This is a genomic window from Caballeronia telluris (genome assembly GCF_001544495.1).
In the GTDB taxonomy this organism is placed as follows: domain Bacteria; phylum Pseudomonadota; class Gammaproteobacteria; order Burkholderiales; family Burkholderiaceae; genus Caballeronia; species Caballeronia telluris.
The window spans coordinates 1-12591 of sequence record NZ_FCNZ02000020.1 but is presented as its reverse complement, the minus strand read 5'-3'; the positions used below and the strand labels follow the sequence as shown (position 1 = coordinate 12591).

Here is a 12591-nt window from a genome sequence, read left to right as displayed (position 1 = left end):
CATTTGCCGCGCATCGCACGCGCCCCAACCGACGCATGAATCGAAGGCATATCCTGGCTTGCTCGCAGCGCCCGGGCCGCGCGTTGCGCGCGGCGGCGGCGCTCGCGCTCCTCGCGCCCGCGCTCGGCGCCGCGCCGTCGTTCGCGCAGCGGGGCGACTGGCTCGATCCGCACGTCACGCAGACGACCATCGTCGACACGATTTGTGTGCCGGGCTATGCCGACCGGGTGTCGCCGTCCTTCGACGTGCAGATGCGCCAGAAGCAGCGTCTCCTGAAGCAGCGCGGCATCGACGACGCTTTCGCGTCCGAATACGCGCTCGATCACCGGATTCCGGTGCTGCTCGGCGGCCTCGCGAGCGCGCCGGCGAATCTCGATCTGCGGCCCTGGGAAGGACGCAGCGGCCAGCGCCGCAAGGAACGGCTCGCGGTGTTCCTGAAACGCTGCGTCTGCACCGGCGACATCACGCTCGCCGTGGCGCAGGCGGCCATCGCGGGCGACTGGTCGAATCGCTACCCGAATCTCTCGAGCCTGACGTGTGCGGGCTCATGAACGAAACCACCGAACCCGGAGAAATTTCATGCAGGCAATGCTCGATCACGCGCACAAGCGCATCGCGGCCGTCCGGTTCACGCTGACCGCGCTCGGCGTGGCGGCGCTCGCCATCGCGAGCCACGGCGCGGCGGCGCAGCCCGGCGTCAAACACGGCACGGCGTCGTCCGAGTGCGGAAAAGGACAGGCGATGACGATCGTCGGCGATACGCCCGGCGCGATCAGCTTCGACGTCTACCGTCAGTTGCATCCGGTGACGGCGCAGCATCTCGCGCTGTTCGCCGACAGCGGGCAGGTCAAACTGCTGCGCGACGGCCTGCGCGTGTGCACGGTCCGCGACGACGGCGTCGACGATCCGAGCGCCGTTCTCGTGCGCCCGCCGAGCGACAGGATGAGCTACTGGGTCAGCGCGGGCGACCTCGCGAAAGCGCGCTGAATCCGGCGGCACCGGCGATGTCCGCTTGACGCGGCTTTCCGACGACTAAAAAGTCGAAATGTCGCACGGCAACACGCGTTCCCGTGACTAACATGTATTTGTCTTGAAAATAGTCCCGTGGAGCCCCGATGATCGTTCTGTCCTTCTGCGTCGTGCTCGCTGGCGCGAGCCTTTTCCATGCCGCGATGAGCCGCCGCGCGCGCCTGCAGCCGGTGCGCATCGCGCCGCGCTCGGGCGCGTACCGCGAACGGTGAGCGCCATGCATCTGTTGATCTGGAATCTTCCGCCACGGTGCGCCGCTTCCGAGGTCCGGCGCTTTCTGGAAAACGAGTTGGGCAACTATGTGTCGGCGATCGAGGTCTACGGCGCGGGTACGCCCGACGCCTACGCCGATGCCACGCTCACGACCGACCTGCCGTATATCGGCGAAGTGATCGCGCAGCGTCTGTCCCGGCGGCGTCTGCGCGACACGCCGTTGCGCGCCCGGGCGTCCGCATCCGGCGACGCATCGACGCGGCTGCATTAGCGCGCGTCGACGGCCGATGAACCGGATGTGCGTGCGTCGAACCACTCCGATTCTTCGATTCGTTTCGTTTCAGGAAACCGGTGCAGTCGAATGCACCGGTTTTTTTGTGACCGCGCGTCGCGCGCGAAAAAGGCGCGACAGGTCGACCCGAACGGAAGGCACCCGGACTCGGCAGACTGACGCGCCGCGCGCGTCACTCGATGGAGAACGTGTCGAGCGGCTGGTTCGCGCGCGCGTCGCGGGCGAAGCGCGCGGCGAGCTGGTCGTGGAGCCTGCGCGCTTCGTCGAGCGTCAGGTCGATCCAGTACGGGTCGCCGGCCGCGTCGTTCAGACGCCCGGGCGGAAACTGAATCTCGATGACGACGCCTTTTTTATACATCTTAAAGCCCTGTCTGGAAGTGGAACGTCAGGCGTCCAGTCTAGCAACCGAACGCGCACCGATTGGTCACGCTCCGGAAAGAATGCGTTGAACGCGCGCGGGTTGACGCGGCGTTCCGATGAACGTCACGGCGATGTCACGAAGTTCGGCGATGCTTCCGTCGATCGACATCCGGCGCCACGCCGGTGTCCGTTTTCATCGACCCCGCTTCGACCAGAGAGACCATGACCCGGATCCCATCCTTCGCGCGCGGCCTGTTGCCGGCGCTCGCCGTCACTGCGCTGTCGGCAGCCGCCATGCCCGTTCAAGCCGCAGACGCCGTCGTCCTGTATACCGCCGACGGCCTCGAAAATCTGTACAAGAACGTGCTGCCCGCGTTCGAGAAGAAGGAGGGCGTCAAGGTCAACATCGTCACGGCGGGCAGCGGGGAAGTCGTGAACCGCGCGACGGTCGAGAAGGATTCGCCGAAGGCCGATGTGATCGTCACGCTGCCGCCGTTCATCCAGCAGGCGTCGCAGTCGGGGCTTTTGCAGCCGTATCAGAGCGTGAACTACAAGAACGTGCCGGCGATCGCGAAGGCGCCCGACGGCGCGTGGGCGACCTTCGTCAACAACTATTTCTCGTTTGCGATCAATCCCGAAGTCACGAAGACGGCGCCGAAAACCTTCGCCGATCTGCTGCATCCGGATTACGGCGGCAAGATCGCGTATTCGAATCCGGCGACGGCCGGCGACGGCATGGCGGTCATCATCCTGACCTCGGCGCTGATGGGCGAGGAGAAGGCGTTCGACTACCTGAAGACGCTGGAGCAGAGCGCCAAATTCCACACGAAGGGCACGGGCTACCTCGACGTGCTGCTTTCGCGCAACGAGATCGCGTTCGCGAACGGCGACCTGCAAATGGACCTCGACGATGCCGCCAACGGCGGTCTGTCGATCAAGCCGCTGTTCCTTTCGCACAAGGCCGGCGAAGCGCCGACCACGTTCCAGTTGCCGTACGGCATCGGCCTCGTCAAGAGCGGGCCGAACCAGGCGGCGGGCAAGAAGCTGATCGACTATCTGATGTCGACGGACGTGCAATCGAAGGTGCCGGACATCTACGGCATTCCGGGCCGTAACGACGTGCCGCTCGCCGGCAAGAACGGCGAGGCCGTCAAGCAGGCGATCGCGGGCGTGAAGCTGATTCCGGTCGACTGGAATCAGGTGATGGAGAAGAAAGCGGGCTGGACGGCGCGCTGGAAGAACGAGGTGATCGGCAATTCCGGCAAGCAGGTCGAAGTCGTCAAGCCGAAGTCGTGAACACGCTCGCTCTTGCGCCGGTCGTCCGCGAGGACGGCGCGGCGAGCCGCACGCACGGCGCCGCGGGCGTGCACATCGACCGGCTGACCGTGCGTTTCGATACGCGCACCGTGCTCGACGACCTGTCGCTCACGATCCAGCGCGGCGAACTGCTGACCGTGCTCGGCAAGAGCGGCTGCGGCAAGACCACGCTCTTGCGCTTCATCGCGGGTTTCGTCGCCGCCGACGGTCTCGCGGGCACGCTGACCGTCGCGGGCCGCGATCTGACGCACGTCGCGCCGCATCAGCGCAATCTCGGGCTGCTGTTCCAGAGCTATGCGCTCTTTCCGCATCTGTCCGTGTTCGAGAACGTCGCGTTCGGACTGCGCGCGCGGCGCCTGAAGGCGGGCGAGGTCGCGCGGCGCGTCGCCGATGCGCTCAAGCTCGTGCAACTCGGCGACGCCGGTCACGTGATGCCCGCGCAACTGTCGGGCGGCATGCAGCAGCGCGTGGCGCTGGCGCGCGCGCTCGTGATCGAGCCGGACGTGCTGCTGCTCGACGAGCCGCTTTCCGCGCTCGATGCCAACCTGCGCGCCTCAGTGCGCTCCGAGTTGAAGGCGCTGCACGAACGTCTGCCGAACCTGACGATCGTCTGCGTGACGCACGATCAGGACGACGCGCTCGTTCTCTCCGACCGCACGCTTCTGATGCGCGACGGCCGCATCGCGCAACTGGGCACGCCGCGCGAGTTGTACGACGCGCCCGTCGACGGCTTCGTCGCGCGCTATCTCGGTGCGGCGAATTTGCTGCCGCCGCGCGTGGTGTTCCCGGTCGGCGACGCGCGGCATGCGGAACGCGAGCGCGTCGCGTGCGTGCGGCCCGAGCGGCTCGCGATCGTGCCGCTCGGCGCCGGGGCACTGCATGGCGCGATTGTGTCGGTCGAATGGTACGGCGCGGTGCTTTCGGTGTCCGTCGCGCTCGACGCTTATCCCGAAGAGCCCGTGCTCGTCACGATGCAGCGCAATCACGCCGCGATGCCCGAAAAGGGCGCGCGGGTTTCCCTTCGCTACGAGGCAGACGATGTCGTCCTTGTTCGTCCCTGACGACGTCGCCGCCGACCCGCGTCTTGCCGCGCAGTTCGCCGCGCACGCGTCCGAAGCAAAGCGCCGCGAGCGCTACGCGCAGTGGCAACTGCTTTTCATCCTGATCGTGATTCTGGGGCCGCTCGTCGCGTATCCGCTCGCGCGGCTCGTGATCCTGAGCGTGAGCGCGCCCGGTGGCTTCAGTCTGCACGCGTACGCGGCGTTCTTCGCGAATCCGGAGACGCGCGGCGTGATCGGCACGACGCTCGGCATTCTGTTCGCGAGCGCGGGCCTCGCGTCGCTGCTGGGCGTCGCGCTCGCGTCGATGCTGTTCTTCCGGCCGTTTCCCGGCACCCGGCTCCTGACGCGCTTTCTCGAACTGTTCGTGGCGTTTCCGTCGTTTCTGGTCGCGTTCACGCTGATTTTTCTGTATGGATCGCAGGGATCGGTGAGTATCGGCTTGCAGCGCATCTTTCATCTCGATGCGCCGCCGCTCGACTTCCTGTTCGGCATCGGCGGCGTGATTCTCGCGGAAGTCGTGTTCTACGCGCCGTTCGTCGTCCGGCCGACGCTCGCCTCTTACGCGACGCTCGACATGCGGCTCGTCGAGGCCGCGAAAAGTCTCGGCGCGAACGGCTGGCGGGTGGCGTTCAAGGTGGTGCTGCCGCTCGCGTGGCCGGGCATCGCGGCGGGCACGATCCTCTGCTTCCTCTTGACGCTCAACGAGTTTGGCATCCTGCTCGTGCTCGGCAGCGCGCATCTGATCACGCTGCCGATCGCGATCTACAGCGCCGCCACCGTTGATCTCGACCTCGCGACGGCCGCCGCCGGCTCGGTCGTGATGCTGGCGATGTCGTTGTCGCTCTATGCGTTGTATCGCCGGGTGAATCGTCGCACGGGAGGCCGCAATGGCCGCTGAATGGCCGCTCGTTGCAGTGAAGCCGCGCAAGCTGGCGGGCGCATTGTTCACGATTTTCGTCGCGCTGCTGTGTTTCTGGCTCTTCGTGCTGCCGGTGCTGGTGGTGGCGATGTCGAGCGTGGCGGCGCACTGGTCCGGCACGATCCTGCCCGACGGTTTCAGCATGCGCTGGTTCGAGCGTCTCGGATCAAGCGACTTCGACGCGCTGACGACGAGCCTCGAAATCGGGTTCGGCGTCGCGGTGCTCGGCACGCTGCTCGGATTGTGGCTCGCGCTCGCGCTGGAGGGCCGCGACCGGCGCGGTCTCGGCGCGCTCGTCGATGCCGTCGCGATGATGCCGAACGGCGTGCCGAGCGTCGTGCTCGGGCTGTCGGTGCTGATCGCCTATCACAAGAAGCCGGTGGACTTGTCGGGATCGGCGGCAATCGTCGTGTTGGTGCAACTCGCGCTCGTGCTGCCATTCTGTTATCGAAGCGCCGCCGCCGCGCTGCGCCCCGAACTGACCGTGCTGCGCGAAGCGGCGGCGAGCCTCGGCGCACCGCCGCGCATGGTGCTCGCGCGGATCGTCTTGCCGCAACTCGTTCCCGCGATCCGCGCGAGTCTCGCGCTCGGCTTCGCGCTCTCGCTCGGCGAACTCGGCGCGACGCTGACCGTCTATCCGCCGGGTTTCGCGACGGTGCCGATCGTCGTGGTCGGGCAGGTGAATCGCGGGTATTACTTGCCGGCTTCGGCGTTGTCGCTGATTTTGCTGGCCGTGTCGCTGGCGGCGCTTCTGTTGATCGCCGCGCGCGTGCCACGGCGACGCGGCTGAGCGCATCGTGCATGGAAGAAAGAACATCAGGATAGCGAATCATTTTGACGCGGCAACGGGCGCTCGCTTGACGTTGAAAATGTTACAGAATCCAGCACGTATCGCGTGAGCGGTGCCGAAAATCATCAATCGTGCGGTCATACCAAAAAAAATAAAACTAGCGTAACCTGCACCTTCACCCATGCCACGGGCGCCTGGCGTCGACCGGCTGCCTTTCGTTTCGGATGCGCGGCACGCGCCTTGCCCCGTTGCATACGCTGCAAACACCGGAGGCTTCGATGACATCCGTCGATCTGGAATTCGACCAGCTCAACAGTACTGTCGACGCGCTGCGGCGCTCCATTTCAAACCGCCTGATGTACGGCGTCGGCAAGGATGCGGTGACCGCGCAACCGCGCGACTGGCTGCACGCGGTCGAACTGGCGGTGCGCGACCGGCTCGTCGCGCGCTGGATGCGCACCACGCGCCAGCAATACGAACAGGACGTCAAGCGCGTCTATTACCTGTCGATGGAGTTCCTGATCGGCAGAACCTTCACGAACGCGCTGTTCGCGCTCGGCATCCACGACGAGGTGCGCGACGCGCTCTCGGGTCTGGGCGTCGACATCAACACGCTGGAGGATCTGGAACCCGATGCCGCGCTCGGCAACGGCGGCCTCGGGCGGCTGGCGGCGTGTTTCCTCGATTCGATGGCGACGGTCGGCATTCCGGGCTTCGGCTACGGAATCCGGTACGAATACGGCATGTTCCGGCAGACGATCGTCGACGGCAATCAGGTCGAGACGCCCGATTACTGGCTGCGCGCGGGCAATCCGTGGGAGTTTCCGCGTCCCGAAGTGGTCTATCTGGTTCATTTCGGCGGCCGCACGGTGCAGTACGACGACCGCACCGAGTGGATCGAGACCGAGCATGTGAACGCGATGGCGTACGACACCGTCATCCCCGGATTCGCGACCACCGCGACCAACACGCTGCGGCTCTGGTCGGCGCGCGCCACCGACGAATTCGATCTCTCCGCGTTCAATCAGGGCGACTACCGGCGCGCGGTGGAGGCGAAGAACACGTCGGAGCACGTGTCGCGCCTGCTCTATCCGGACGACTCCACGCAGGCCGGCCGCGAACTGCGTCTGCGTCAGGAATATTTCTTCGTCTCGGCGACGATGCAGGACCTGATCCGCCGCTATCAGCGCACGCATTCGCACTTCGGGCGCCTCGCGGAGAAGGTGGCCGTGCACCTGAACGACACGCATCCGGTGCTGGCGATCCCCGAGCTGATGCGGCTTCTGGTCGACACGCATCACGTGCCGTGGGACAAGGCGTGGAAGCTCGTGCAGCAGATGTTCTCGTACACGAATCACACGCTGATGCCCGAGGCGCTCGAAACGTGGGACGTCGAGATGCTTGCGCGCCTCTTGCCGCGCCATCTCGAAATAATTTTCGACATCAACGCGCAGTTCTTGAAGCAGGTCACCGAGAAATTCGGCCGCGACGTCGATCTGATCCGCCGCATCTCGCTCGTCGACGAATACGGCCAGCGCCGCGTGCGCATGGCGCATCTCGCCATCGTCGCGAGCCATAAGGTGAATGGCGTGTCGAAGCTGCATTCGCAGTTGATGACGCAGAACATTTTCTCCGACTTCGCGCGCATGTATCCCGAGCGCTTCACCAACGTGACGAACGGCATCACGCCGCGCCGCTGGCTGGCGCAGGCGAGTCCGTCGCTGTCGTCGCTGATTGATCAGCGGCTCGGGCCGCGCTGGCGCACCGATCTCTTCGAACTTGGACGCCTGCGCGAATGGCGCGACGATCCCGACTTCCGCCGCGCCTTCCACGAAGCGAAGTTTGCGAACAAATTGCGGCTCGTCGAGCGCGCGAAGCGCGAGACCGGCGCGATCATCGACCCGAACGCGCTCTTCGATCTGCAGGTCAAGCGCATCCACGAATACAAGCGGCAGTTGCTCAACATCCTGCATGTGATCGTGCGCTACAACCGTATCCGCGAGGAGCCGGAGCGCGACTGGACGCCGCGCGTCGTGATGTTCGCGGGCAAGGCGGCGTCCGCGTACAAGATGGCGAAGAACATCATCAAGCTCATCAACGACGTCGCGAAGAAGATCAACGCCGACCCGCTCATCGGCGACCGACTGAAGGTGGGCTTCATTCCGAACTACGGCGTGAGCGTCGCGGAACTGATCATTCCGGCGGCCGATCTGTCGGAGCAGATCTCGATGGCGGGCACGGAAGCGTCGGGCACCGGCAACATGAAGCTCGCGCTGAACGGCGCGCTGACCATCGGCACGCTGGATGGCGCGAACATCGAGATCTGCGACGCCGTCGGCCGCGAAAACATGTTCGTGTTCGGCCATTCGACCGACGAGATCGAGTCGCTGCGCGCGGCGGGTTATCGGCCACGACAGATCTACGAGAGCAATCCGGAGTTGAAGGTCGCGCTCGACCAGATCCGGCTCGGGCATTTTTCGCCCGACGAGCCGCATCGTTTCTACGACATCTTCCACACGCTCGTGGACTGGGGCGACCACTACATGGTGCTCGCCGATTTCGACAGCTTCGACAAGACGCAGGCCGAAGTCGACGCGAAATTTCTCGACAAGGACGCGTGGACGAGAAGTGCGATCGAGAACGTCGCCGGGATGGGCATTTTCTCGTCGGACCGGACGATTGCGGAATACGCGCATGAAATCTGGCACGTCGAGCCGCTCGACCTCGGCTGACGACGCACGGCGCGGCCAACCCGCGCGTCAGCTTGCAGACGGCGTTGCGCTCTGCGCGTGTTTCTCGATCGCCTGATGGACGAGCGCGGCGACGCGCTCGGCGAACGCCTGGTCGGTCGTGATGAGCACTTCGCGCTCGCCATCGGGCGTCGTCACGAGCAACTGATAGATGACGTCCTGCGTGATCCACGACAGATAACCGACCACGGCAATCATCACGCCGAGCACGAGCGCGGGCCCCGAGCCCGTGATCGCGCCGGCGACGAGCGATGCGAATCCGATCGCCGCGATGACGATCGGCAGCGGCTTTTTGCGTGCAATGCGCACGACGCGTGCCGAACGCAGGTCGCGCAGTGGAAACATCTGACCGGCTGCGGAAAGACCGGCGCGCGAGAGCGTGACGCCGCGTTCGTTGAAGGGAGGTTCCGTTTGCATCGAATGAGAAAAAGCGGCTGAAGGAAGCGCGCAGGTTACCAGACGCCGCGCCGCTCTGTATTGCGCGGGTTGCCACAGGCGGCGTGCGGAACGTTCACGCCGAAATTATTCTGCGCGGCGTGTCGATTTTCGCGCTCCTCAAACGACGATCCAGTGAGCCCCTTCCTGGAGACCCGGAGACCCCGATGAGATACCTTTGTCTGATCTATTACGACGAACGCAAGCTCGACGCGATGTCGCCGCCGGAATTCGACGCGCTTGTCAGGGAGTCGGTCGCCTACGACGAAACGATGCGCGCAAGCGGCCATTACGTCACGTCGAACGCGCTTCAGCCGGCTCAGACGGCGAAGTCGCTGCGTGCGCGGGACGGCCGCGTTTCCGTGACGGATGGGCCTTTCGCCGAAACGAAGGAGCAGCTCGGCGGTTTCATATTGATCGAAGCGAAGGATCTGGACGACGCAATTCGCGTGGCATCGGATATTCCGCCGGCGCGCCTCGGTTGCGTGGAAGTGCGGCCAATCAGGGACTTGAGCGGCTGGGGCGGACCGGCTTGAGCGGAATGGCGCCTTGGCGAAGGAAACCTTTTTGTGCAGGAGACAAACCATGCAACATGATCTTCTAAAAGCCAGCCGTGCCTTCAGTGGCTATTCGGTGAACGACATTTCGAAGGCGCGGGCCTTCTACGGCGATACGCTCGGACTGACGGTTTCCGAGTCGAACGGGCTGCTGACGCTGAGGCTCGCGGGCGGCAACAATGTGCTGCTTTACCCGAAGCCCAACCACACGCCTGCGACGTTTACAGTGCTCAACTTCCCGGTGGAGAGTGTCGACGATGCCGTCGATACGCTCACGCAGCGCGGCGTGCAGTTCGAGCACTACGACGAGCCCGGTTTGAAGACGGACGCCAGCGGCATCTGTCGCGCGAGCGGCGGCCCGGTGATCGCGTGGTTCAAGGATCCGGCGGGAAACGTGCTTTCGGTGCTGGAAGCGGATTGACCGGGCCGGTCGGCGAGCCGATATGCGCCACCTTGGCGGCAACGGTGGAGCATCACCGACTATCCATCAAAGACCGAATTTCTTGAGAAAGCCGGGGAGCAGTTGCGCGATGAAAACAGCGGAAACGACCCAGACGATGACCGAGTTTTTGGCTTCGAGTACGTCCGCCCTGGTGGCGTAGTCGGACTTCACGACGGCCATATCAATTGTCAAGGCGGCCACACCGGTCTTCAAGACGGACATATCCGTTTTCAAGACAGACACATCGGATCTCATTGCTGTGAGATCCGACTCGAGATGCGATACGCGTTCTACCAGTTTCATATTCGATTGCTCCTGCCATGATCCGTCGAACGAGGCGCCTACAGCGCGAGCGTTAATTCTTTGCAGCATTCCCATTTCCGACCTCATTCAACGTTTCTCATCATAGCAAGTTTGCGGCGTCTCACAACGCGATTCGACGCAATATTCGTTCGGACTGCTGTCTCTTTCCGACGCCCGGATTCAACTCTGTATCGTGTCCCGCCGACGTCTCATTCGCGAGCACGCGAGACTCGGAAATTTGCAGCAGACGGCGCTCCGATGTGCGACAAATCCGTTTCCTCTTTTATACCTCCGGTGAGCATTCCAGCGACACTCCACCAAGTGGCCAATATGGCTTTCGGTCCGGGAATACCCTTACGTCGAACAGTGTCAATTCTTGCATATCGGACTTTGTCGATATATAGTTCGATCCAAGACGATTCATAAGGTCCCATCGGCAAATACATGGACATCGACGCGATTCACAAAGCCCTGGCCAATCCGGTCCGGCGGGAGATTCTCGCCTGGCTGAAGGAGCCGGAGGTGTATTTCAGCCAGCAGGAACTGCCGCTGTCTAATGGCGTCTGCGCGGGTCAGATCGACGAGCGCTGTGCGATGTCCCAATCGACCGTTTCGGCGCATCTCGCCACGCTCCACAAGGCGGGGCTCGTGACCTCGAAGCGGATCGGCCAGTGGGTCTTTTTTAAACGCGACGAGGCCGTGATCCAGGCGTTCCTCGATCACATCAACAAGGGTCTGTAGGACGTTCGTGCAGGCGCTGAAAGTCGTCGAAGCCTTCCAGGTTCTTTCAAATTCATTAAGGATCACTATTCATGGCAACTCTTTTTGACCCGCTCAAAGTAGGCGCTCTCACCCTGCGCAACCGCATCGTCATGGCTCCGCTCACGCGTCAGCGCGCGGGCGTCGAGCGTGTGCCGAACGCGCTGATGGCGAAGTACTACGCCGACCGCGCCGCAGCCGGCCTGATCCTGAGCGAGGCGACGTCGGTCACGCCGCAGGGCGTCGGCTACGCGGATACGCCGGGCATCTGGTCCGACGAGCAAGTTGAAGGCTGGAAGCTCGTGACGAAGGCCGTGCACGACGCGGGCGGCACGATCTTCCTGCAGTTGTGGCACGTCGGCCGCGTCTCCGACCCGGTCTTCCTCGACGGCGAACTGCCCGTCGCGCCGAGCGCGATCGCTGCGGGCGGTCACGTGAGCCTCGTGCGTCCGAAGCGCGAATACGTGACGCCGCGCGCACTCGAACTCGACGAAATTCCGGGCATCGTCGCGGCCTATCGCAAGGGCGCGGAGAACGCGAAGCGCGCGGGCTTCGACGGCGTCGAAGTGCACGGCGCGAACGGCTATCTGCTCGACCAGTTCCTGCAGGACAGCACGAACAAGCGCACCGACATCTACGGCGGCCCGATCGAAAATCGTGCGCGTTTGCTGCTCGAAGTGACTGACGCGTGTATCGACGTGTGGGGAGCGGATCGCGTCGGCGTGCATCTCGCGCCGCGTGCGGACTCGCACACGATGGGCGACAGCGACCGCGCGGCGACCTTCGGCTACGTGGCGCGCGAGCTGGGCAGGCGCAAGATCGCGTTCATCGCGGCGCGCGAGCACGAAGCCGCCGACAGCCTCGGACCGCAACTGAAGAAGGCATTCGGCGGCGTGTACATCGCGAACGAGAAGTTCACGAAGGAAAGCGCGCAGGCGGCCATCGCGCGCGGCGACGCCGATGCGGTGGCATGGGGCCAGACCTTCATCGCGAACCCGGACCTCGTGCGCCGCTTCGAGGTGGACGCGTCGCTCAACGCGCCGGACGCCTCGACGTTCTACGCGCCGGGCCCGGAAGGCTATACCGACTATCCGATGCTGGAAACGGCAGAGTAAGCGGAGTGGGAGAAAACAGCGGCTTCGGCCGTAATGCCGTTCAGTTAAGGTCTCGTTTGAGGACACGAACGGTATAACGAAACGGTCGCGATTTGACGGCTCGAGCGCAACTGCGCCCGGGCCGTTTCTCATTGAGGAGCTGCTTGAGCCGCTCGCGCAAGCGGATGAGCAGCGCAGGCAGTTTGCCGTACGAGCGGGTCACGGCTGCCCATGTCAGTTCGTACTGAATGGTATGGAACGCGCGGATGA

Annotated in this window: 16 protein-coding genes and 1 pseudogene; 13 read left to right on the top strand and 4 right to left on the bottom strand. The window is 64.2% G+C overall.

Features of this window, described 5'->3' with window-relative positions; translation table 11 throughout:
- Window positions 1-35 precede the first annotated feature (35 nt).
- From AWB66_RS23010 to AWB66_RS23000, 4 genes are all read left to right on the top strand, one after another.
- Window positions 36-551 carry a hypothetical protein gene (locus AWB66_RS23010; RefSeq protein WP_235021205.1) on the top strand — a complete coding sequence of 172 codons (516 nt, stop codon included), beginning with the start codon at window positions 36-38 and terminating at the stop codon, window positions 549-551.
- Window positions 552-579: 28 nt separating this feature from the next.
- Window positions 580-987, top strand: coding sequence for a hypothetical protein (locus AWB66_RS23005; RefSeq protein ID WP_235021204.1), 408 nt, complete (start codon window positions 580-582; stop codon window positions 985-987).
- 128 nt (window positions 988-1115) lie between these two features.
- Window positions 1116-1241, top strand: a complete 126-nt coding sequence (locus AWB66_RS34920) for a hypothetical protein (RefSeq protein WP_268811160.1) — start codon at window positions 1116-1118, stop codon at window positions 1239-1241.
- A gap of 5 nt (window positions 1242-1246) precedes the next feature.
- Window positions 1247-1513: a hypothetical protein gene (locus tag AWB66_RS23000; RefSeq protein ID WP_087632492.1), complete on the top strand. Its 267-nt coding sequence runs from the start codon at window positions 1247-1249 to the stop codon at window positions 1511-1513.
- Window positions 1514-1706: 193 nt separating this feature from the next.
- On the opposite strand, the gene AWB66_RS22995 is transcribed toward AWB66_RS23000, so the two are convergent.
- The gene (locus tag AWB66_RS22995; protein WP_087632420.1) at window positions 1707-1892 is read right to left on the bottom strand and encodes a hypothetical protein; all 186 of its coding nucleotides are present in this window, start codon (window positions 1890-1892) and stop codon (window positions 1707-1709) included.
- Between the two features lie 224 nt (window positions 1893-2116).
- Between AWB66_RS22995 and phnS the strand changes: the two genes are divergently transcribed.
- The 5 genes from phnS to AWB66_RS22970 all read left to right on the top strand — a co-directional run bounded on the left by phnS (window position 2117) and on the right by AWB66_RS22970 (window position 8713).
- Window positions 2117-3190, top strand: a complete 1074-nt coding sequence (phnS, locus tag AWB66_RS22990) for a 2-aminoethylphosphonate ABC transporter substrate-binding protein (RefSeq protein WP_087632419.1) — start codon at window positions 2117-2119, stop codon at window positions 3188-3190.
- A 68-nt stretch (window positions 3191-3258) separates the two neighbouring features.
- Window positions 3259-4272 carry an ATP-binding cassette domain-containing protein gene (locus tag AWB66_RS22985; protein ID WP_235021211.1) on the top strand — a complete coding sequence of 338 codons (1014 nt, stop codon included), beginning with the start codon at window positions 3259-3261 and terminating at the stop codon, window positions 4270-4272.
- On the top strand, window positions 4250-5170 hold the full coding sequence (phnU, locus tag AWB66_RS22980; RefSeq protein ID WP_087632417.1) for a 2-aminoethylphosphonate ABC transporter permease subunit: 921 nt from the start codon (window positions 4250-4252) through the stop codon (window positions 5168-5170). Before AWB66_RS22985 ends, phnU begins: the two co-directional genes overlap by 23 nt.
- Window positions 5160-5981 carry a 2-aminoethylphosphonate ABC transport system, membrane component PhnV gene (gene phnV, locus AWB66_RS22975; protein ID WP_235021203.1) on the top strand — a complete coding sequence of 274 codons (822 nt, stop codon included), beginning with the start codon at window positions 5160-5162 and terminating at the stop codon, window positions 5979-5981. The genes phnU and phnV overlap by 11 nt, the downstream gene beginning before the upstream one ends.
- A gap of 278 nt (window positions 5982-6259) precedes the next feature.
- On the top strand, window positions 6260-8713 hold the full coding sequence (locus AWB66_RS22970) for a glycogen/starch/alpha-glucan phosphorylase (RefSeq protein WP_087632416.1): 2454 nt from the start codon (window positions 6260-6262) through the stop codon (window positions 8711-8713).
- Window positions 8714-8740: 27 nt separating this feature from the next.
- On the opposite strand, the gene AWB66_RS22965 is transcribed toward AWB66_RS22970, so the two are convergent.
- Window positions 8741-9148 (bottom strand): DUF6232 family protein, encoded by a 408-nt coding sequence (locus tag AWB66_RS22965; RefSeq protein ID WP_087632415.1) that lies wholly within the window; start codon window positions 9146-9148, stop codon window positions 8741-8743.
- Window positions 9149-9333: 185 nt separating this feature from the next.
- Between AWB66_RS22965 and AWB66_RS22960 the strand changes: the two genes are divergently transcribed.
- Together AWB66_RS22960 and AWB66_RS22955 are read left to right on the top strand one after the other, a co-directional pair.
- Window positions 9334-9702 (top strand): YciI family protein, encoded by a 369-nt coding sequence (locus tag AWB66_RS22960; RefSeq protein ID WP_087632414.1) that lies wholly within the window; start codon window positions 9334-9336, stop codon window positions 9700-9702.
- Window positions 9703-9715: 13 nt separating this feature from the next.
- Window positions 9716-10144 carry a VOC family protein gene (locus AWB66_RS22955; protein ID WP_235021202.1) on the top strand — a complete coding sequence of 143 codons (429 nt, stop codon included), beginning with the start codon at window positions 9716-9718 and terminating at the stop codon, window positions 10142-10144.
- Window positions 10145-10210: 66 nt separating this feature from the next.
- Here the strand turns inward: AWB66_RS22955 and AWB66_RS22950 are convergent, their stop codons facing one another.
- Window positions 10211-10468 (bottom strand): hypothetical protein, encoded by a 258-nt coding sequence (locus AWB66_RS22950; protein ID WP_143328357.1) that lies wholly within the window; start codon window positions 10466-10468, stop codon window positions 10211-10213.
- A gap of 444 nt (window positions 10469-10912) precedes the next feature.
- Between AWB66_RS22950 and AWB66_RS22945 the strand changes: the two genes are divergently transcribed.
- Complete coding sequence (locus AWB66_RS22945) at window positions 10913-11209, top strand: ArsR/SmtB family transcription factor (protein ID WP_087632411.1); 297 nt, start codon at window positions 10913-10915, stop codon at window positions 11207-11209.
- 71 nt (window positions 11210-11280) lie between these two features.
- Entirely contained in the window at window positions 11281-12342 is a 1062-nt protein-coding gene (locus AWB66_RS22940; protein ID WP_087632410.1) for an alkene reductase, read from the top strand.
- A gap of 40 nt (window positions 12343-12382) precedes the next feature.
- On the opposite strand, the pseudogene AWB66_RS34465 reads toward AWB66_RS22940, so the two are convergent.
- Window positions 12383-12591, bottom strand: a pseudogene (locus AWB66_RS34465) (IS4 family transposase); the annotation flags it as partial.